The 19,724-nt window shown below is 64.0% G+C and carries 16 protein-coding genes and 4 tRNA genes; 17 read left to right on the forward strand and 3 right to left on the reverse strand.

All coding sequences use genetic code 11. The features are described from left to right. The first annotated feature begins 65 nt into the window (after window positions 1–65). From ACNQPL_RS09215 to ACNQPL_RS09285, 15 genes are all read left to right on the forward strand, one after another. The gene (locus ACNQPL_RS09215) at window positions 66–2,759 is read left to right on the forward strand and encodes a FimV/HubP family polar landmark protein (protein WP_416466497.1); all 2,694 of its coding nucleotides are present in this window, start codon (window positions 66–68) and stop codon (window positions 2,757–2,759) included. Window positions 2,760–2,845: 86 nt separating this feature from the next. Further along, window positions 2,846–3,706, forward strand: coding sequence for a tRNA pseudouridine(38-40) synthase TruA (gene truA, locus ACNQPL_RS09220; protein ID WP_416466498.1), 861 nt, complete (start codon window positions 2,846–2,848; stop codon window positions 3,704–3,706). Window positions 3,707–3,766: 60 nt separating this feature from the next. Then, window positions 3,767–4,387 carry a phosphoribosylanthranilate isomerase gene (locus ACNQPL_RS09225; RefSeq protein WP_346613756.1) on the forward strand — a complete coding sequence of 207 codons (621 nt, stop codon included), beginning with the start codon at window positions 3,767–3,769 and terminating at the stop codon, window positions 4,385–4,387. Between the two features lie 223 nt (window positions 4,388–4,610). Further along, window positions 4,611–5,504, forward strand: a complete 894-nt coding sequence (gene accD, locus ACNQPL_RS09230) for an acetyl-CoA carboxylase, carboxyltransferase subunit beta (RefSeq protein ID WP_346613757.1) — start codon at window positions 4,611–4,613, stop codon at window positions 5,502–5,504. Next, entirely contained in the window at window positions 5,504–6,790 is a 1,287-nt protein-coding gene (gene folC / locus ACNQPL_RS09235; protein ID WP_416466499.1) for a bifunctional tetrahydrofolate synthase/dihydrofolate synthase, read from the forward strand. Before accD ends, folC begins: the two co-directional genes overlap by 1 nt. Window positions 6,791–6,794: 4 nt before the next feature. Beyond that, window positions 6,795–7,463 carry an SPOR domain-containing protein gene (locus ACNQPL_RS09240; protein ID WP_416466500.1) on the forward strand — a complete coding sequence of 223 codons (669 nt, stop codon included), beginning with the start codon at window positions 6,795–6,797 and terminating at the stop codon, window positions 7,461–7,463. Between the two features lie 182 nt (window positions 7,464–7,645). Then, a complete protein-coding gene (locus ACNQPL_RS09245; protein WP_346613760.1) occupies window positions 7,646–8,203 on the forward strand; it encodes a CvpA family protein in 558 nt (185 codons plus the stop codon). A gap of 42 nt (window positions 8,204–8,245) precedes the next feature. Then, complete coding sequence (purF, locus tag ACNQPL_RS09250) at window positions 8,246–9,751, forward strand: amidophosphoribosyltransferase (RefSeq protein ID WP_346613761.1); 1,506 nt, start codon at window positions 8,246–8,248, stop codon at window positions 9,749–9,751. A gap of 16 nt (window positions 9,752–9,767) precedes the next feature. Then, a complete protein-coding gene (locus ACNQPL_RS09255) occupies window positions 9,768–10,979 on the forward strand; it encodes an O-succinylhomoserine sulfhydrylase (protein ID WP_346613762.1) in 1,212 nt (403 codons plus the stop codon). Next, window positions 10,976–11,749, forward strand: a complete 774-nt coding sequence (locus ACNQPL_RS09260; protein ID WP_346613763.1) for an SDR family oxidoreductase — start codon at window positions 10,976–10,978, stop codon at window positions 11,747–11,749. The genes ACNQPL_RS09255 and ACNQPL_RS09260 overlap by 4 nt, the downstream gene beginning before the upstream one ends. A 148-nt stretch (window positions 11,750–11,897) precedes the next feature. After that, window positions 11,898–11,973: transfer RNA gene (locus ACNQPL_RS09265), tRNA-Val, on the forward strand. A gap of 80 nt (window positions 11,974–12,053) precedes the next feature. After that, window positions 12,054–12,130: transfer RNA gene (locus ACNQPL_RS09270), tRNA-Asp, on the forward strand. A gap of 99 nt (window positions 12,131–12,229) precedes the next feature. Continuing rightward, window positions 12,230–12,306 (forward strand) — tRNA-Asp (locus ACNQPL_RS09275). Between the two features lie 138 nt (window positions 12,307–12,444). After that, window positions 12,445–12,521 (forward strand) — tRNA-Asp (locus ACNQPL_RS09280). A gap of 189 nt (window positions 12,522–12,710) precedes the next feature. Further along, entirely contained in the window at window positions 12,711–13,535 is an 825-nt protein-coding gene (locus ACNQPL_RS09285) for a DUF2242 domain-containing protein (RefSeq protein WP_346613764.1), read from the forward strand. A 244-nt stretch (window positions 13,536–13,779) separates the two neighbouring features. Here ACNQPL_RS09285 and ACNQPL_RS09290 read toward each other — a convergent pair whose 3' ends face one another. Both ACNQPL_RS09290 and ACNQPL_RS09295 read right to left on the reverse strand, forming a co-directional pair. Further along, window positions 13,780–14,820, reverse strand: a complete 1,041-nt coding sequence (locus ACNQPL_RS09290) for an AraC family transcriptional regulator (protein ID WP_416466501.1) — start codon at window positions 14,818–14,820, stop codon at window positions 13,780–13,782. 4 nt (window positions 14,821–14,824) lie between these two features. Then, window positions 14,825–15,943, reverse strand: coding sequence for a nitrilase-related carbon-nitrogen hydrolase (locus tag ACNQPL_RS09295; RefSeq protein ID WP_346613766.1), 1,119 nt, complete (start codon window positions 15,941–15,943; stop codon window positions 14,825–14,827). A 185-nt stretch (window positions 15,944–16,128) separates the two neighbouring features. Between ACNQPL_RS09295 and ACNQPL_RS09300 the strand changes: the two genes are divergently transcribed. Both ACNQPL_RS09300 and ACNQPL_RS09305 read left to right on the forward strand, forming a co-directional pair. Next, a complete protein-coding gene (locus tag ACNQPL_RS09300) occupies window positions 16,129–18,165 on the forward strand; it encodes an FAD-dependent oxidoreductase (protein WP_416466502.1) in 2,037 nt (678 codons plus the stop codon). Between the two features lie 75 nt (window positions 18,166–18,240). Next, window positions 18,241–19,140 (forward strand): 1-aminocyclopropane-1-carboxylate deaminase/D-cysteine desulfhydrase, encoded by a 900-nt coding sequence (locus tag ACNQPL_RS09305; protein WP_416466504.1) that lies wholly within the window; start codon window positions 18,241–18,243, stop codon window positions 19,138–19,140. Here the strand turns inward: ACNQPL_RS09305 and cybB are convergent. Continuing rightward, the gene (gene cybB / locus ACNQPL_RS09310) at window positions 19,131–19,676 is read right to left on the reverse strand and encodes a cytochrome b561 (RefSeq protein WP_346613769.1); all 546 of its coding nucleotides are present in this window, start codon (window positions 19,674–19,676) and stop codon (window positions 19,131–19,133) included. The genes ACNQPL_RS09305 and cybB overlap by 10 nt on opposite strands. Window positions 19,677–19,724: the final 48 nt, after the last annotated feature.

Genomic DNA, 19,724 nt, shown 5'->3' on the forward strand with positions numbered 1-19,724 from the left:
GCCAGGCACTTTTTGTCCTACACCGCATGCGGGTTTTCAGGACGATTCATACAAGGGAAGAGGTCATGCTTCGAATTCGCAAACTGGTTCTGGCCATGGCGGCAGCGTCGGCGCTGTCGTCTGGCATGGCGAATGCCCTGGGGTTGGGTGAGCTGACGCTCAAGTCGGCGCAGAACCAGCCACTGGACGCCGAGATCGAATTGCTCGATGTGCGCGACCTCACCGCTGCCGAAGTGGCGCCAAGCCTGGCGCCGCCGGAAGAGTTCAGCAAGGCCGGGGTGGATTATCCAACCTACCTCGAGGACCTCACCTTCACACCTGTGATCAACCCCAACGGCAAGAGCGTGCTGCGGGTTACCTCCAGCCAGCCGCTGCCTGGTTCGGTGGTCAAGTTTCTGGTCCAGGTGATGTGGCCCCAGGGCCGCCTGCTGCGCGATTACAACGTCCTGCTCGACCAGGCCAAGGCCCAGGGCGAGCAGCCTGCCGCAGCCAATGTAAACCCTGCGACCAGCAGTGCTGGCAGTTACACCACCAAACGCCGCGATACCTTGTGGCAGATTGCCGCGCGCAACACCCAGGGTGGCGGCTCGGTGCAGCAGACCATGATCGCCATCCAGGCGCTGAACCCTGATGCCTTCATCGGCAACAACATCAACCAGTTGAAGGTTGGCCAGGTGCTGCGCCTGCCCGATCAGCAGCAGGTACAGAACATTCCCCAGGGCGAGGCGAATCGCGAAGTGGCCGAGCAGTACGCGGCCTGGCGTGAAGGTCGGCGCCTGGGCCCGCGTGCCCGTCAGCTCGATGCTACCCGCCGCGGCGCCGCCGATGCGGCGCCCGAGCGTATCGCCCAGGGCGACAACCTGCGCCTGGTCAGCCCGGGCAACCAGGCCGGCGCGGATGCCAAGGCGATCAACGACAAGCTGGCCGTGGCCCAGGAAAGCCTCGACACCAGCCGTCGTGACAATGATGAACTCAAAAGCCGGATGACCGACCTGCAGAGCCAGCTGGACAAGCTGCAGAAGTTGATCCAGCTGAAGAATGACCAGCTGGCTCGCCTGCAAGCACAGGGTGCCACTGACCCCGTAGCGCCTGCCGCAACTGCCGCAACTGCCGCAACTGCCCCGGATGCCCAGCCCAGCGCAGCCGAACCCGTCGTGCAGCCAGCCCCCGCGGCCGTGGATACCGCGCCTGCTCCTGCGCCCGCCACCGAGCCTGCACCTGCCGCCGAGCAGCAGGGTGCCTTCGACGAGATGCTGGGCAACCCGGTGGTGCTTGGCCTGATCGCAGGCTCCGCATTCCTCGTGCTGTTGCTGCTGCTGTTGCTGCTGGCACGCAAGCGCAAAGCCCAGCAGGAAGCCGAAAAGCACCTGCGCATGGCGCGAGCGCTGGCCGAGGAGGAGCGCAACCCCGACCTCGACCTACCTGCGGGCAGCTTCGACGAACTGGATACGCCGGCGCCTGGCGACACGTTGTCGCCGGCCGTGGTAGCCGCTTCGGCTGCAGCAGCGGTTGCCGCCGAAAAATCGGCCACGCCAGACGCCGCGGATGCAGTGCCAGTCGTTGCCCAGGACCCGAATGCTGAGCTGCTGGCTGAAGTCGATCACTGCCTGGCCAATGGCCGGCTGAACCACGCCGCCGACCTGCTGGAAACTGCAGTCGCGGCGCAGCCTGAGCAGGACAGCCTGCGCCTTAAACTGATGGAAGTTTATGCGCGCCAGGGTGATCACAGCGCGTTCGTGGAGCAGGAGCGCAAGCTCCCCGGCAACGAAGCGAACACCGCGCAGGTCGACGGGCTCAAGGCGCGTTACCCAGCCATGCTTGGCGTCGCTGCGGCGGGCCTTGGGGCTGCTGCGCTGGCCGCCGAACTGGACGAGCAGTACGTACAGGATTTGCTGGACGATCAGCCTGAAGCGTCGGCGCAGCTCGCAGCTGAGCCCGAGCCTGAGGCTGAGCCACAGCCAGAGGAGGCCGTCACCGAGGCCGAGCCTGTCATGGCACCTGAGCCTGGCCAAGTGCCTGCCGAGGCCGTCGTGGAAACGCCGGCCCTCGACGACAGCGACCTGGACAGTGCCTTCGACCTGAGCCTTGGCGACGAGGAGCCGGTGAACGCTACCGAGCCGCCTGTGCTGGATGACGCCGATCTGATGGAGCTGCAGGCGGGTATCGAGCCGGTTGCCCCGGCAAGCGCCGTGGAGTCCGACGCCGATGCCGATTTCGAGGCCTTACTGGCGCAGGCTCAGGCCGAGCCGCAGAGCGTGGGCGACCTGGCAGACTTCGATCTGGACATCGGCGAGCCCAGCGTCACCGAGGCTGTTGACGACACGCCAGTAGATGTTGCCGCCGAATTGGCAGCATTCGATTCCATTCCGGAGTTCGATCCGATTTCCGAACTGGAAATGCCGGAAGACTTCGACCTGTCGTTGTCGCTGGATGACCAGTCGCCGGCCGCCCAGAACTTTGCTTCGGAACTGAACGACGTCAACGCCGAGCTGGACAAGCTGTCGCAGAGCCTGGAATCGCCGTCGCTGGAGCCGCACTTCACCGCCGAAGACGCAGCGCAGGAGCCAGAACCTCTGGACGACCTGGACTTCGACTTTTTCTCCGGTAGCGATGAAGTGGCCACCAAGCTCGACCTGGCGCGTGCCTACATCGACATGGGTGACCACCAGGGTGCACGCGATATCCTCGACGAAGTGGTCAAGGATGGCGACGACACCCAGCGCCAGGAAGCCGAGGACATCCTCTCGCGGCTGGTCTGAGGCTGACAGCGCAACAACCAACGGCAGCCCAACAAGGCTGCCGTTGTCGTTATAATCCCCGCCATTCCGTATTCCCCACAGGTTTCATGCTCTTGGACATCATCGACACCGCTGCCTCCGAATCGGCCGCCGCAGGCTTCACCCGCATTGCCCTGGGGGTGGAATATAAGGGCTCGCGCTACCGCGGCTGGCAACGTCAGGCCAGTGGCGTGCCGAGTGTCCAGCAGGCGCTGGAGCAGGCCCTGTCGAAAGTCGCCAACGAGCCGATCTCCGTACTCTGCGCGGGGCGTACCGATGCGGGCGTGCACGGCTGCGGGCAGGTGGTGCATTTCGATACCCGCGCCGTTCGCGACGAGCGTGCCTGGACCCTCGGTACCAATTTCAACCTGCCCCACGACATCAGTGTGGTCTGGTCGCGGCCGATGCCGGCGGACTTCCATGCCCGCTTCAAGGCCACCGCCCGGCGCTACCGCTATGTCATCTACAACGACCCGATCCGCCCGGCGCACCTGGCCGAGGAGGTGACCTGGAACCACCGCCCGCTGGATGTCGAGCGCATGGCGCAGGCTGCGCAGTACCTGCTCGGTACCCATGACTTCAGTGCCTTCCGCGCCAGCCAGTGCCAGGCCAAGTCGCCGATCAAGCATATCCATCACCTGCGCGTTACCCGCCACGGCCAGATGATCGTACTGGACGTGCGCGCCACGGCGTTCCTGCACCATATGGTGCGCAACATTGCCGGGGTGTTGATGACCATCGGTGCCGGCGAACGCCCAGCGTCCTGGGCCCGTGAGGTGCTGGAGGGGCGCAACCGCCGCGAAGGCGGTGTGACGGCGCACCCGTACGGCCTGTACCTGGTGCAGGTGGAATACCCGGAGGAGTTCCAACTGCCCCGGCGTTATATCGGGCCACACTTTCTGACCGGCTATGAGGCGTTGGCCGACTGACGGGCCAAAAGGCTTTTGCTACCATCGGGCACTTTCACGGTCTCTCAAGGTTTGCAGTCCATGAGCAACGTTCGCAGCAAGATCTGCGGGATTACCCGCATCGAAGACGCACTGGCCGCCGCCGAGGCGGGTGCCGATGCCATCGGCTTCGTTTTCTATGCCAAGAGCCCGCGTGCCGTTGACGTGCGCCAGGCGCGGGCGATCATCGCCGAGCTGCCACCGTTCGTGACCACTGTAGGCCTGTTCGTCAACGCCTCGCGTTGCGAGCTCAACGAGATCCTCGAGGTGGTGCCGCTGGACCTGCTACAGTTCCACGGCGACGAAACCCCGGCCGACTGCGAGGGCTATCACCGGCCCTGGATCAAAGCGTTGCGGGTGCGCCCGGGCGACGACCTGGAGGCCGCTTGCCAGCTTTATTCCGGTGCCCGTGGGATCCTGCTCGACACCTATGTCGCCGGCGTGCCTGGTGGTACCGGCGAGGCGTTCGACTGGTCGCTGGTGCCGGCACGGCTGAGCAAGCCGATCATTCTTGCCGGCGGGTTGTCGGCTGACAACGTCGGCCAGGCCATCGCCCAGGTGCGGCCGTACGCGGTGGATGTCAGCGGTGGTGTCGAGCAGGCAAAAGGCATCAAGAGCGCTGCGAAGATCGAAGCGTTCATGCAAGCGGTAAAACAGGCGTGATGCCAGATGTGACGGCTGGCTGCGCGCCATCGTCCATAGCTATCGCAGCCCTGCGGGGTGGCTGCCGGCATGCCGGGCAGCCGACGCACACATTGAAGGCGGCGCGGTACACAGGCAGCCCCTGTGGCCGAGCCGTCATCGTTTCATAGAAGAATTTGAGCTCAAAGGGCAGGGCATGGCCGGCCAGACCGGTCCCCGCCCGTCAATACTGGAGAAATAGAGCATGAGCAACTGGTTAGTCGACAAACTGATCCCTTCGATCATGCGTTCCGAGGTGAAGAAGAGCTCGGTGCCAGAAGGCCTGTGGCACAAGTGCCCAGCCTGCGAGGCCGTGCTGTATCGTCCGGAGCTGGAAAAGACCCTGGATGTCTGCCCCAAGTGCAACCACCACATGCGCATTGGCGCACGTGCGCGTATCGACATCTTCCTCGACGCCGAAGGCCGTGCCGAACTGGGCGCCGAGCTTGAGCCGGTCGACCGCCTGAAGTTCCGTGACGGCAAGAAGTACAAGGACCGCCTGACCGGCGCCCAGAAGCAGACCGGCGAAAAAGACGCCCTGATTTCCATGAGCGGCACCCTGATGGGCATGCCGATCGTGGTCAGCGCCTTCGAATTCTCCTTCATGGGTGGCTCGATGGGCGCCATCGTCGGTGAGCGTTTCGTTCGCGCCGCCAACTACGCCTTGGAAAACCGCTGCCCGATGATCTGCTTCTCGGCTTCCGGTGGTGCGCGTATGCAGGAAGCACTGATCTCGCTGATGCAGATGGCCAAGACTTCGGCGGTGCTGGCGCGCCTGCGTGAAGAAGGCATCCCGTTCATCTCCGTGCTGACCGACCCGGTCTACGGTGGTGTTTCTGCCAGCCTGGCCATGCTCGGCGACGTGATCGTGGGTGAACCGAAGGCGCTGATCGGCTTTGCCGGCCCGCGTGTGATCGAGCAAACCGTTCGCGAAAAACTGCCGGAAGGTTTCCAGCGCAGCGAATTCCTGCTGGAGCACGGTGCCATCGACCTGATCATCTCGCGTGGTGAACTGCGTCCGCGTCTGGCCCGCCTGCTGGCGCAGATGACTGGCCAGGAAACGCCAGAGCAGGCACGCGAGGCCGCTGCGGTCGCGTGATGAAAGAAAGAACCCTGGGCGAATGGCTCGCCTACCTCGAACAACTGCACCCGTCGGCCATCGACATGGGGCTGGAACGTTCGCAAAAGGTGCTTGCCCGGCTGGCGCTGGGCAAGCTGGCGCCGCGCGTGGTGACGGTTACTGGCACCAACGGTAAAGGTTCGACCTGCGCCTTCGTGGCGTCGATGCTGCGCGCCCAGGGCCTGAAGGTTGGCGTCTACAGCTCGCCACACCTGCTGCGCTATAACGAACGGGTGCTGATCGACGGCCAAGAGGCCAGTGATGCGCAGCTGTGCGAAGCCTTCGCCGCAGTCGAGGCGGCGCGGGGCGACATTTCCCTGACCTACTTCGAAATGGGCACCCTGGCGGCCTTCTGGCTGTTCCATCGCTCCGGGCTCGATGCCGTGGTGCTTGAAGTGGGTCTCGGTGGCCGTCTGGACACCGTGAACGTGGTCGATGCCGACCTGGCGCTGGTCACCAGCATCGGCGTCGACCATGTCGATTACCTGGGTGATACCCGTGAGTTGGTGGCTTTCGAGAAGGCCGGCATCTTCCGCCAGGGCAAACCGGCGCTGTGCGGTGACCTGGATCCGCCGCAACCGCTGCTGGACAAGGCGCTCGAGCTGGCGGCGCCGCTGTTTTTGCGGGGCCGCGATTTCGACTTGGCCAGCGCCGAAAGCGGCTGGCACTGGCGTGGAACCACGGCCGACGGTGTGCAGGTAGAGCTTCGCGATCTGCCGTTGCTCGACCTGCCGATGGAAAACGCCACCCTGGCCCTGCAGGCTTACCTGTTGATGGGCCTGCCTTGGGATGCCGGGCAGATTCGCCAGGCGTTGCTCGATACCCGCATCACCGGGCGTCTGGACCGCCGTATGGTCAACTGGCAAGGCAAACGCATAGAGCTGCTGCTGGATGTCGGGCATAACCCCCACGCCGCAGAATACCTTGCCCGTCGCCTGTCGGCGCGGCCGCTCAAAGGGCGCCGCCTGGCGGTGTTCGGCCTGCTCGCCGACAAGGACCTGAGTGGCGTTCTTGAGCCCCTGCAGGGGCTGGTCGATGTGTGGGCGGTAGCGCCTCTGCAAACGCCTCGCAGCCGTCCGGCCGCCGAGCTTGCCGGCGCCTTGACGAACCTCGGCGTTGCGGTGAAGTCTTATGCCAGTGTCGACGCAGCCCTTGAGGGGCAATGCGCGCAGGCAACGGCAGATGACCAGATCTTGCTGTTCGGTTCGTTTTTCTGTGTCGCCGAGGCCCTGGAATGGCTGGGGCGGCAGGCCCTGGAGGGGTGAGTAGATGGCAGTGCTGGATAAAGGGATGAAACAGCGCATGGTGGGTGCGTTGGTGCTGGTGGCGCTGGCGGTGATCTTCCTGCCCATGCTGTTCACCCGCGAGGACGAGATGCGCCAGGTGCGCGTCGAAGCCCCGCAGGCGCCGGCAATGCCGACGCTGCCTGAGGTCAAGGTGGACCCGGTTGCCGTGCCCGACCCGCAAACCCTGCCGCAAGAGCCGCAGCAGCCCGAACAGCCGCCCGTGGTAGTCAACGAGTCCACCGCGCCGGTCACCACGCCAAGCCAGCCAATCGCGCCTTCCCCGCAGACCCAGGCGCAGGTTCAGCCCAAGCCGCAAACGCCTGTGCCAACCCCGGCGCCGAAGGTCGAAACCCCGCCGGCTGCGAAGCCCGCGGCTACAGCAGGTACGCCGTCGAAGATCGACGCCAACGGCTTGCCGGTCAGCTGGTCGATCCAGCTGGCCAGCCTGTCCAACCGTGCCGGTGCCGAAAGTCTGCAGAATACGCTGCGTAGCCAGGGCTACAACGCTTACATCCGTTCGGCCGGTGGCATGAATCGGGTCTACGTCGGGCCGTTGATCGAGCGCGCCGAGGCTGAGCGCGTGCGCGATGCGATCAACCGCAAGCAGAACCTCAAGGGGTTCGTGGTGCGCTTTCAGCCGGAGCGCGGCTGAGGCTTGAGGCGGGTCGCCGCCGCGTTGCTGTCACGGGTTTTCCTGACTTCAGAGTCCATGAAAAGCCCGTGGGAGTGGGCTTGCGGCGCAAACAAGGCACTGCCAAACGACCTGACATTCTGCTTACCCACAGCCTTGCGCTCTGGTAAAATGCGCCGCCTCAAACGTCTGCAGGCAGCACCGTGGCATTTACCTGGGTTGATTGGGCGATCATCGCGATCATCGCCGTTTCCACACTGATCAGTCTCAAGCGCGGCTTCGTCAAGGAAGCCTTGTCTCTGCTCATCTGGATCATTGCCGGCGCAGTCGCCTGGATGTTCGGCGGGTCGCTCTCGGTGTACCTTGAAAGCTATATCCAGACCCCGTCGATGCGCATCATCGCCGGCTGCACCATTCTTTTCGTCGCCACCCTGCTGGTGGGGGCAATGGTCAACTTCCTCGTCGGCGAGCTGATCCGTGTGACCGGGCTGTCTGGTACCGACCGTTTTCTCGGCATGGCCTTCGGCGCTGCGCGCGGGGCCATGCTGGTAGTGGTGGCCATCGGCCTGCTCAGCCTGGGGCCGGTGCAACAGGATACCTGGTGGCAGGAATCTCGCCTGATACCACAATTTCTATTGGTCGCTGACTGGTCCAAAAACCTGATTCTGGGTTTCTCCAGCCAGTGGATGTCCAGTGGGATGATCAGCACTCCGGCTGATCTTCCGTTCAAGGAACAGTTGCTCGGGCCTGCAAAGCCTTGAGCGCTATTCACTCAAGTTTCATCAAAGTAGGGGTTGCGTCGCATGTGTGGCATCGTCGGTATCGTCGGTAAGTCGAACGTCAATCAGGCGCTGTATGACGCGCTTACGGTCCTCCAGCACCGCGGCCAGGACGCTGCCGGTATCGTGACCAGCCACGACGGCCGGTTGTTCCTGCGCAAGGATAATGGCCTGGTGCGCGATGTCTTCCAGCAGCGCCACATGCAGCGCCTGGTAGGCCACATGGGTATCGGCCACGTCCGCTACCCGACTGCAGGCAGCTCGACCTCGGCCGAAGCCCAGCCGTTCTACGTCAACTCGCCGTATGGCATCACCCTGGCGCACAACGGCAACCTGACCAACGTCGAGCAGCTGGCCAAGGAGATCTACGAATCCGACCTGCGTCACGTCAACACCAATTCCGACTCGGAAGTGCTGCTGAACGTGTTCGCCCATGAACTGGCAGTGCGCGGCAAACTGCAGCCGACCGAAGAAGACGTGTTCGCCGCGGTTTCCCACGTGCACAGCCGCTGCGTCGGCGGCTACGCGGTGGTCGCGATGGTCACCGGCTACGGCATCGTCGGTTTCCGCGACCCCAACGGCATTCGCCCGGTGGTGTTCGGCCAGCGTCACACCGACGAAGGCGTCGAGTACATGATCGCCTCGGAAAGCGTTGCCCTGGACGTGCTCGGTTTCACCCTGATTCGCGACCTGGCGCCGGGCGAAGCGGTGTACATCACCGAAGAAGGCCAGCTGTACACCAAGCAGTGCGCGCAGAGCCCGAAACTGCAGCCGTGCATCTTCGAGCATGTCTACCTGGCCCGCCCGGACTCGATCATCGACGGTATCTCGGTGTACAAGGCACGTCTGCGCATGGGTGAGAAGCTCGCCGACAAGATCATGCGCGAGCGCCCGGAGCACGACATCGACGTGGTCATCCCGATCCCGGACACCAGCCGTACCGCTGCGCTGGAGCTGGCCAACCGCCTGGGCGTCAAGTTCCGCGAAGGTTTCGTCAAGAACCGCTACATCGGCCGTACCTTCATCATGCCGGGCCAGGCTGCACGCAAGAAATCGGTCCGCCAGAAGCTCAACGCCATCGAGCTGGAATTCCGCGGCAAGAACGTGATGCTGGTGGACGACTCGATCGTGCGCGGCACCACCTGCAAACAGATCATCCAGATGGCCCGCGAAGCCGGCGCGAAAAACGTCTACTTCTGCTCCGCGGCCCCTGCGGTGCGTTACCCCAACGTCTACGGCATCGACATGCCGAGCGCTCACGAACTGATCGCCCACAACCGTACCACCGAACAGGTGGCCGAGTTGATCGGTGCCGACTGGCTGATCTATCAGGACCTGCCGGACCTGATCGACTCGGTCGGTGGCGGCAAGATCAAGATCGAGCACTTCGATTGCGCGGTGTTCAATGGTGAGTATGTCACCGGTGACATCGACGAAGCCTACCTCGACCGTATCGAGCAGGCCCGTAATGACCTGGCCAAGGTGAAGACCCAGGCGGTCAGCGCGATCATCGACCTTTACAACAACTGATTCAGGGAGTGACGGCATGACGGATCAATGGGATGCCGGGCGACTGGACAGTGACCTCGAGGGTGTCGGTTTCGACACCCTGGCGGTGCGCGCCGGTCAGAACCGTACACCGGAAGCAGAGCACAGCGAAGCGCTGTTTCTGACCTCCAGCTATGTCTTCCGCACGGCCGCCGATGCGGCCGCGCGTTTTGCTGGCGAAACCCCGGGCAACGTCTACTCGCGTTACACCAACCCGACCGTGCGCGCCTTCGAAGAGCGCCTGGCGGCCATGGAAGGTGCCGAGCAGGCTGTGGCCACCTCCACCGGCATGGCGGCGATTCTCGCCGTGGTCATGTCGCTGTGCAGCGCCGGTGACCATGTGCTGGTATCGCAGAGCGTGTTCGGTTCGACCATCAGCCTGTTCGAGAAGTATTTCAAGCGCTTTGGTGTCGAGGTGGATTACGTGCCGCTGGTCGACCTGGCGGGTTGGGAGAAGGCCATCAAGGCCAATACCAAGCTGCTGATCGTCGAGTCGCCATCCAACCCGCTGGCCGAACTGGTCGACATCACCGCCCTCAGCGAAGTGGCCCACGCCCGTGGCGCCATGCTGGTGGTGGACAACTGCTTCAGCACCCCGGCGCTGCAGCAGCCGCTCAAGCTGGGTGCCGACATCGTGTTCCATTCGGCAACCAAGTTCATCGACGGCCAGGGCCGTTGCATGGGCGGCGTGGTGGCCGGGCGCAGTGAGCAGATGAAAGAAGTGGTGGGTTTCCTGCGTACCGCTGGCCCCACCCTCAGCCCGTTCAATGCGTGGATCTTCACCAAGGGCCTGGAGACGCTCAAGCTGCGCATGCGTGCGCATTGCGAAAGCGCGCAGCAGCTGGCTGCGTGGCTGGAACAGCAGGACGGCATCGAGAAGGTGCATTACGCCGGCTTGCCAAGCCACCCGCAGCACGAGCTGGCCAAGCGCCAGATGAGTGGTTTCGGGGCGGTGGTCAGCTTCGAGGTCAAGGGTGGCAAGGAGGGCGCCTGGCGCTTTATCGATGCCACGCGCGTGATCTCGATCACCACCAACCTGGGTGACAGCAAGACCACCATCGCGCACCCGGCGACCACCTCCCACGGCCGTCTGTCGCCGCAGGAGCGTGAAGCTGCGGGTATTCGCGACAGCCTGGTCCGCGTTGCCGTTGGCCTGGAAGACGTGGCCGACCTGCAGGCTGACCTTGCGCGTGGGCTGGCTGCATTGTGATCGACTGGAAAGGTGGCGGGCCGGGCCATAACGGCCGGGTAGCCCTGGTAACCGGTGCCGCGCGCGGCATTGGCCTGGGTATCGCTGCCTGGTTGATCTGCGAAGGCTGGCAGGTGGTGCTCAGCGACCTCGACCGCCCGCGCGGCGCCAAGGTCGCCAAGGCACTGGGCGACAACGCCTGGTTCATCACCATGGACGTCGCTGACGAAGCCCAGGTCAGCGCCGGGGTTTCCGAAGTGCTTGGGCAGTTCGGGCGGTTGGATGCGCTGGTGTGCAATGCGGCCATCGCCAACCCGCACAACCAGACCCTCGAGAGCCTGAGCCTGGCGCAATGGAACCGGGTGCTGGCAGTCAATCTCAACGGCCCGATGTTATTGGCCAAGCACTGTGCGCCATACCTACGGGCGCACAATGGCGCGATCGTCAACCTGACCTCGACCCGTGCCCGCCAGTCCGAGCCAGACACCGAAGCCTACGCGGCCAGCAAGGGTGGCCTGGTGGCGTTGACCCATGCCCTGGCCATGAGCCTGGGCCCGGAGATCCGCGTCAATGCGGTAAGCCCAGGCTGGATCGATGCGCGTGACCCTTCCCAGCGCCGTGCCGAACCGTTGACCGAAGCCGACCATGCCCAGCATCCGACGGGCAGGGTAGGGACCGTGGAAGACGTTGCGGCCATGGTGTCATGGTTGCTGTCGCGCCAGGCAGCGTTCGTCACCGGCCAGGAGTTTGTGGTCGATGGCGGCATGACCCGCAAGATGATCTACACCTGAGCATGATGCTGGAAGGGAAAGGGGCCGAAAGGTCCCTTTTCTGTTTTTGCTTTTTTTGAAAAAAATTCAATGGGGCTATTGACTTAGCATCGGTACCTGCGTAAATTTCGCGGCCTCAGCGAAGCAAACGCAACAAGCAACATCGCGGGGGTGATTAGCTCAGCCGGGAGAGCATCTGCCTTACAAGCAGAGGGTCGGCGGTTCGATCCCGTCATCACCCACCACTTCCTGAGCGTTCCTGGTGCAGCAAGCTTCGCAAGAAGCTGACAGCCAGAGAGGAACAAGGCCTGATAAGCCACACTGCGCAGCGGTAGTTCAGTCGGTTAGAATACCGGCCTGTCACGCCGGGGGTCGCGGGTTCGAGTCCCGTCCGCTGCGCCATTTTTCAGTAACAGAGGGGTGCTTTGCACCAATCTGCAGCCAAAGGCAAACATGCCTGAGGCGATCCCAGTTTCAATCGGGCGCAAGCCTGAACGATACGCAGCGGTAGTTCAGTCGGTTAGAATACCGGCCTGTCACGCCGGGGGTCGCGGGTTCGAGTCCCGTCCGCTGCGCCATCTTCGTTTCGAGGCCCCTTGAACGCCTCGAAGCAACAAAAACAGCGATCATCGTGTCGCTTTTTTTGTGCCTGCCCTGAGGCTCCCATGCCGGAAGGGAAGGTCCCAGTTTCAACCGGGCGCAAGCCCGAGCGATACGCAGCGGTAGTTCAGTCGGTTAGAATACCGGCCTGTCACGCCGGGGGTCGCGGGTTCGAGTCCCGTCCGCTGCGCCATCTTCGCCTCGAGGCCCCATGAACGCCTCGAAGCAAAACGAGAAAGCGACCTTCGGGTCGCTTTTTTCGTTTCTGCGCCTGCGCATCCAGGCTTTACACGATGCTGACAGACTCTTCACTGATGAACGGTTCCAGTGCAAGGGCGCTGTGATGCACAATAGACGCCTCTCGACTTACCCGGAATTCGCAATGACCAGATCATCCGTCTTTGGTGCGCTCGGGCTGGCCCTGGTGCTGGCGGGCGTGTCCGGTTGCTCCTCGAAAAAAGCCGCCATCTATGAGCATGAGAATTTCGACGATTCGGGCACTTATTCGCGCAGCTTCCCGGTCAGCGAGGCAGGTTCGTGTGAGGCCGCCCGGCGCGCGCTGCTGAGCCAGGGTTACATCATTACCAGCAGCGGCTCTAGCCAGGTCGCGGGTAACAAAAGCTTCCAGCAGAACAGCGATAACCACCTGCAGATCAGCTTCAGCGTGACCTGCGCACCCGACAGCGGCGACGAGCAGCGCTCGACCATGTTCGCCAACGCGCTGCAGGACCGCTACGCACTCAAGAAGTCCAACACGTCCGCCAGCCTTGGCGTCGGCATATTGGGGTCGGTGTCGATGCCGATCGGCTCCAGCGACGATTCGATGGTCAAAGTTGCCAGCGAAACGGTCACCGCGCCGCAGTTCTATGAACGCTATTTTGCCTTGGTCGAAAGCTACCTGCCCAAGCCGAAGAAGGTCAGCAAGGCCAAGGTCGAGGCACCTGCACCCAAGGCGGAAAAACCGGCGCCTGACCTTGGGCTGCCGGAGCAGGTATCGGCGGCGCCTGTGAGCGCACCTGTAGCGCAAACGGCACCCGCTGCACCGGCACCTGCCCCCGCAGCGATAGCCCCGGCCAGTGAAGCCGCAGCTGCGCCGGTGGTGGATGACAGCCAGGGTTCACAGCCTGTGGCGCCGCCTTCGGAATCGGCACCGATCGAGGTGCGACAGGATGCGCAGCCAACCGAGGCAGCACCTGCGCCGCTCTGAGGGGCGTCAGCGTGTACAGACACTGTTACAGATAAGCGGGGATAACTTCCAACGCACCTGCTACGTTTATCACTCATGAGCTTGTCATCATTTCTTCATCCAGCCTGCTTAGGTTGAAGGCATGACCAACGAAGATAAATGAGTGAAGAGGACGCAGGGCGATGGATGACTATCAGGAAGAGCTGCTCGAGTTTCAGGCCTACGAGCTGGACCCGCCGGAACCGGCCGACGACGCCACCGAGCTTTAACCCACCTGCCGCTGGCTGCGGCGGAACTCCCCCGGTGTGAGGCCCGTCCAGCGTTTGAATGCGCGCTGGAAGGCCTCGGCCGAAGCAAATCCCAACAAGTAGGCTATTTCGCCAAAGGCCAATTCCGTGTCGCGGATGTAGGCCTCGGCCAGGTCGCGCCGTGTGTCATTGAGCAAGTCTCGAAACCGGGTACCTTCTTCTGCCAGTTTGCGCCGCAGGGTCCAGGTGGGCAGTTGCAGGCATAGCGCCACTTCTTCGAGGTCTGGGTCCCGGCCACCATTGAGCAGCGGGCCAAGCAGGTGGGTGATGCGCTCACCCAGGCTACGTACCCGTGTACGTTGCAACATTTCCGCTTCACACAGCTGCAGCAGGTGCTGCCACGTGCTTGGGCAATGCTGCGGGTTGGCCTGGTCCAGCGTGGCGCGGCTCAGGCGCAGGCGGTTGCTGTTTGCGCCAAACTGTACTGGGCTGCTGCACAAGGGCTGGTATCGGGCGGCGTAGTCGGGGGCTTCGAATTCGATTTCCAGGCGTTCGGCCTGTAAAGGTGCGGTGGACAGGGCTGCAAGCTGGGCGAGCCAGCCGGCCAGCAGTGAGTCGACGACGAAGCGGTTGTACGCGTTGTAAGGGCTGATCGAATAGAAGCGCAGCCATGCCCCGTGGGCATCTTCCTCAAAGCGTGAATGGCCACGGTAGTTGGCGGCATACAGCGGCTCGAAGCGCAGCAATGTACGTGCGGCTTCGCCAAGCGTTGGGGCCTGGGCCGCCGTGACGCCTGCCAGGCCGGCCTGGGCCAGCCGGCTGAGGCGCCCCATGTGCAGGCCCAGCGCGGGCTCGCCACATTGTGCGATGGCGGCATGCCCAAGGTGCATGTAGCGGGGGATCGACAAGCGCGCGCCAGCTTCGGCCAGGCGCGTGGCGTCAAGCCCGTAGCGGTGCAGCAGTGGCTGTGGGTCGTGGCCCAGGCCGAGCAAGGCCTCGGCCAAGGGCTGGACGAAGCCTACCGACAGGTCGCCCAAGCGCACACGTGGGCGTGGCATACGCTTATAGCCACACATTCAGCAAGCGGGCGCCGGGGCTGGGCGGCCCCGCAAGCAGTTCGCCTGCCTGATGGGCGAAACCCTGGCCGTCGCTGGCCTGCTCCCAGAACTGCCCACGCATGAATACGCTCATGCTGCTGACGCCGTTGCCAGCAGCTTGGGTCAGGCGTTGCCAGGCGGTTTGTTCGCTGACTTCGCCGCGCTGCAGGGCCAACTCGGCGGCGGCGTCCTGGTGCCGGTTGCCGCGCCAGGGAGCTTCCCAGCTGCCTTTGCCGCTGAGAAACACCGGGTTGGCGATCAGTTGTACCTGTTGTTGTTCCAGTTGGCGTTGGTTTTCCGGGTACCAGCTGTCGCTGCCGATCAGCACGCCAAGGCGGCCGGCTGGGGTCTGCAGGACCTGAAGCGGGAAATGCCGACCGTGGTGGATGTAACGCCGCACCTCGCTGTCGGGATACTGCTGGCGCTGGGGTTGGCCGAGCAGTGAGCCATCGCTGGCAAATACCATGCTGCTGTTGAACAGCGGGCCGCTGCCTGCGTGCAGCACACCTTTTTCCACATACGGGGCAGGCAGCACGATCGAGCCGGCCACCAGCGTCACGCCGAACTCTTTGGCCAGGCCGCCGAACAGCTGCTGGTAATCGCTGGCCATCTGCTGGGCCTTCATGCGCAGGTGCGCGTCGGCCCGGCGGTCATCGCCGCTGGCCCGCAACATGGCCAGGCCATAGCGCAGCGGGTTGCTCAGCTCCAGCCATTGCTCGGCCTCCCGGCTGTGGGTGACCTGATACAGCTCGTTCTTCTCGCCACGCGCCCACAGCCAGGTGCCGATGTGTTCGGGCAACACCACCACCGTGCGCGGGCCGACCAGGCCCTGGGCACGGGCTTGTTGCAGGTATGCCGAGAGCTTGCGATGCAGGTGCTGCAGGTTCTGGTAGTCATTGGGGTAGAGCAGTGGCTCGACGCCCAGCAGATTGCCCCGTTCGCCGGGCACGCCATGGTTGAGCGCCAGTTCCACACGTAGATCGGACAGGTAATGGCCTTCCGGGCGCTGTTGTGTCCAGAAGCCGTAGCCGCACAGGGCGGCAATCATCACCAGCGCCAGGGCGCCTGCCAGTAGTTTTCGCATGTAGCGGTACAGCGCCTTGGGGAACGAAGGCTTCTAGGGTAGTCCCGCTGTGCGAGAGGATCAATAAGTTGTCAGTTTCGATCATTGAGCGCGTTCAAACGGCTGTTTAATGTCGGTGGCAGATAAACGACGGGGCCCGTTGAGGCACCCGCATTCCGTGATCACGCCACATGGGGAACCGTTCCATGGCTGCCGACCGCTATCCACACTTGCTGGCCCCGCTCGACCTGGGCTTCACCACCCTGCGCAATCGCACCTTGATGGGTTCGATGCACACCGGCCTCGAGGAGCGCCCCGGCGGTTTCGAGCGCATGGCGGCGTACTTTGCCGAGCGGGCCCGGGGTGGCGTCGGCCTGATGGTCACAGGGGGTATCGCGCCTAACGACGAAGGCGGCGTGTATTCCGGTGCGGCCAAGCTGAGCACCGAGGAGGAGGCCGATAAGCACCGCATCGTCACCGAAGCCGTGCATGCTGCCGGCGGCAAGATCTGCCTGCAGATCCTCCATGCCGGGCGCTACGCCTACAGCCCGCGCCAAGTGGCGCCCAGCGCGATCCAGGCGCCGATCAACCCGTTCAAACCCAAGGAACTGGACGAAGCGGGCATCGAGAAGCAGATCGCCGATTTCGTCAATTGCGCCGTGCTGGCTCAGCGCGCCGGCTATGACGGCGTCGAGATCATGGGTTCGGAAGGCTACTTCATCAACCAGTTCCTCGCCGCCCACACCAACCACCGTACCGACCGCTGGGGCGGCAGCTACGAAAACCGCATGCGCCTGGCCGTGGACATTGTCAGCCGGGTGCGCGACGCCGTAGGCCCGAATTTCATCATCATCTTCCGCCTGTCGATGCTCGACCTGGTCGAGGGCGGCAGCAGCTGGGCCGAAATCGAACAGCTGGCCAAGGCCATCGAGCGGGCGGGAGCCACGCTCATCAACACCGGCATCGGCTGGCACGAGGCGCGCATCCCGACCATCGCCACCAAGGTGCCGCGCGCGGCGTTCAGCAAGGTCACCGCCAAGCTGCGGGGTGCGGTGAGCATTCCGCTGATCACCACCAACCGCATCAACACCCCGGAAGTGGCCGAAGCGGTGCTGGCCGAGGGCGATGCCGACATGGTCTCGATGGCCCGGCCGTTCCTGGCCGACCCGGACTTCGTCAACAAGGCGGCTGAAGGGCGCAGTGACCAGATCAATACCTGCATTGGCTGCAACCAGGCCTGCCTGGACCATACCTTCGGCGGCAAGCTGACCAGCTGCCTGGTCAACCCGCGCGCCTGTCACGAGACCGAACTCAATTACTTGCCAGTGCGCACGGTGAAGCGCATTGCGGTAGTCGGTGCCGGCCCGGCCGGCCTGGCGGCGGCCACAGTGGCTGCCGAGCGTGGCCACGCGGTAACCCTGTTCGACAGTGCGAGCGAGATCGGCGGGCAGTTCAACGTGGCCAAACGGGTACCGGGCAAGGAGGAATTCTTCGAGACCCTGCGTTACTTCGGCAACAAGGTGAAGAGCACCGGCGTCGACCTGCGCCTGAACACCCGTGTGGACGTACAGGCCTTGTTGGCAGGTGCTTTCGACGAGATCATCCTGGCCACCGGCATCGCGCCGCGCACCCCGGCGATTCCGGGTGTGGAACACGCCAAGGTGCTCAGCTACCTGGACGTGCTGCTGCAGCGCAAAGCGGTCGGTGAAGCGGTTGCAGTGATCGGCGCGGGCGGGATCGGCTTCGATGTCTGCGAATACCTGGTGCATCAAGGCGTGGCCAGCAGCCAGGACCGCGAGGCGTTCTGGAAGGAGTGGGGCATCGATACCGATCTTGAAGCGCGTGGCGGTGTGGCGGGCATCAAGGCCGCACCGCATGCGCCGGCCCGGCAGGTGTACCTGCTGCAGCGCAAGGCGTCCAAGGTCGGTGACGGCCTGGGCAAGACCACCGGCTGGATCCACCGCACCGGGTTGAAGAACAAACAGGTGCAGATGCTCAACAGCGTCGAATATCTGGGGATCGATGATGCTGGCTTGCACATCCGTGTAGGCGACGGCGAGCCGCACGTGCTGGCGGTGGACAATGTGGTGATCTGCGCTGGGCAGGAGCCGCTGCGTGAGCTGCACGACGGCCTGGTGGCGGCGGGGCAGTCGGTGCACCTGGTCGGCGGTGCCGATGTGGCGGCGGAGCTGGATGCCAAGCGGGCGATCAACCAGGGCTCGCGGTTGGCTGCCGAGCTTTGAAATAGAAGACCCGGGCCGCTCTGCGGCCCCGGGTGTTCACTGATAGACTGATGCCCTCGCATCAGGCACCGATCCATGTCCAGCTGTTTCCTCGACCTTCCCCATGCCCCACTTCAGCCATTGCGCCTGCCATGGCTGGAAAGCGCCAACATTGAAGTTGCCATCCTGCGCCTGGACCTGATCGACCCACTCATCAGTGGCAACAAGTGGTTCAAGCTGCGCCACCACCTGCTGCAGGCCCATGAAGCACGCGCGCCGGGGCTGATCAGCCTGGGGGGCAACCACTCCAACCACCTGCATGCCCTGGCCGCCGCCGGCAAGCGCTTCGGTTTCGCTACCGCAGGCCTGTTGCGTGGCCATGCCCAGGACACCCCCACCGTGCGTGATTTGCATGCGCTGGGCATGGAGCTGCACTGGCTCGGCCATGGCGGCTACCGTGCCCGTCACCAGCCTGGTTTCTGGGCGCCTTGGCAGGCGCGGTACCCCGGCTGGCACTGCATCCCCGAAGGCGGGGGTGGGCTGAAGGGGGCACTGGGCTGCGCGCTGATCGTCGAGCAGGCCAGGTTGCAACTCGCCGCGCTGGGTTGGCCGGATTATCACGCCTGGTGGCTGGCCGCCGGTACCGGTACGACCTTGGCTGGCCTGGTGCTGGCCGAAGCGGGGCGGCATGCGGTGCATGGCGCCCTGGCCGTGCCATTGGGTCATGGTGTGCCGCAAGCGGTGGCGGAACTGGCCGGTACGCGCGGTTACCAACTCCATGAAGCCTGCCGCAGCGGTTTTGCCAGGGTCGATGATGAGTTGCTGGCGTTCATCGATGAAACCGAGCACCACACAGGCATTCCCCTGGAGGCGCTTTACACCGGCAAGGCCCTGCTGGCCCTGCGTGAGCAGGCCCAGGCCGGGCTGTTCGCTGCTGGCACCCGGCTGATCTTCCTTCACACCGGCGGGCTGCAGGGCCGCCGCGGTTATTTGTAGGGCAGCATGCGCAGCAGCGTGTTGTCACGTTGCACGTAGTGGTGGTAGAGCCCTGCCAGCGCATGCAGGCCGATCAGCCAGTAACCCCAGGTGGCCACCCGCTCATGCCAGCCCTTGATGAACTTCGCGAGGTCCGGGTCCGCGCCGATCAGGTGCGGCAGTTCCAGGCCATAGAAGGGCACCGGCTTGTCGGCGGCACTGAGGATCAGCCAGCCGGCCAGCGGCAACCCGATCATCAGCAGGTACAGCGCCAGGTGCATCAGGTGCGCGAGGCCGGTCTGCCAGGCCGGTGGCTTGGGCAGGATGGGTGGGGTGGGGCGGCTCAGGCGCACCGCCAGGCGCAGCCAGACCAGCACGAATACCGTCAGGCCGAGCATGAAGTGCAGGTCTTTCATCAGGTTGCGTTCGGCGCTGTCCTTGGGGAACAGGCCACGAAATTCGATGCAGGCGTACACGGCCGCCAGCAGCACCAGCATCAGCCAGTGCAGGGCGATGGAAAGGCGCGCGTAATGGGGCGCGGGGGTAGTTGAAACCATGGTGGGTCCTCGTCATCAGGTCGATGGTAGCGCTCTTGGCGGCGCTCA

The organism is Pseudomonas sp. LFS044 (assembly GCF_047978245.1).
Lineage (GTDB): Bacteria > Pseudomonadota > Gammaproteobacteria > Pseudomonadales > Pseudomonadaceae > Aquipseudomonas.

Bases quoted from the DNA above. Each gene is read 5' to 3' on its own strand.
- ACNQPL_RS09215 (WP_416466497.1), top strand. From the start codon at position 66: ATGCTTCGAATTCGCAAACTGGTTCTGGCCATGGCGGCAGCGTCGGCG.
- truA (WP_416466498.1), top strand. From the start codon at position 2,846: ATGCTCTTGGACATCATCGACACCGCTGCCTCCGAATCGGCCGCCGCA.
- ACNQPL_RS09225 (WP_346613756.1), top strand. From the start codon at position 3,767: ATGAGCAACGTTCGCAGCAAGATCTGCGGGATTACCCGCATCGAAGAC.
- accD (WP_346613757.1), top strand. From the start codon at position 4,611: ATGAGCAACTGGTTAGTCGACAAACTGATCCCTTCGATCATGCGTTCC.
- folC (WP_416466499.1), top strand. From the start codon at position 5,504: ATGAAAGAAAGAACCCTGGGCGAATGGCTCGCCTACCTCGAACAACTG.
- ACNQPL_RS09240 (WP_416466500.1), top strand. From the start codon at position 6,795: ATGGCAGTGCTGGATAAAGGGATGAAACAGCGCATGGTGGGTGCGTTG.
- purF (WP_346613761.1), top strand. From the start codon at position 8,246: ATGTGTGGCATCGTCGGTATCGTCGGTAAGTCGAACGTCAATCAGGCG.
- ACNQPL_RS09255 (WP_346613762.1), top strand. From the start codon at position 9,768: ATGACGGATCAATGGGATGCCGGGCGACTGGACAGTGACCTCGAGGGT.
- ACNQPL_RS09285 (WP_346613764.1), top strand. From the start codon at position 12,711: ATGACCAGATCATCCGTCTTTGGTGCGCTCGGGCTGGCCCTGGTGCTG.
- ACNQPL_RS09290 (WP_416466501.1), bottom strand. From the start codon at position 14,820: ATGCCACGCCCACGTGTGCGCTTGGGCGACCTGTCGGTAGGCTTCGTC.
- ACNQPL_RS09295 (WP_346613766.1), bottom strand. From the start codon at position 15,943: ATGCGAAAACTACTGGCAGGCGCCCTGGCGCTGGTGATGATTGCCGCC.
- ACNQPL_RS09300 (WP_416466502.1), top strand. From the start codon at position 16,129: ATGGCTGCCGACCGCTATCCACACTTGCTGGCCCCGCTCGACCTGGGC.
- ACNQPL_RS09305 (WP_416466504.1), top strand. From the start codon at position 18,241: ATGTCCAGCTGTTTCCTCGACCTTCCCCATGCCCCACTTCAGCCATTG.
- cybB (WP_346613769.1), bottom strand. From the start codon at position 19,676: ATGGTTTCAACTACCCCCGCGCCCCATTACGCGCGCCTTTCCATCGCC.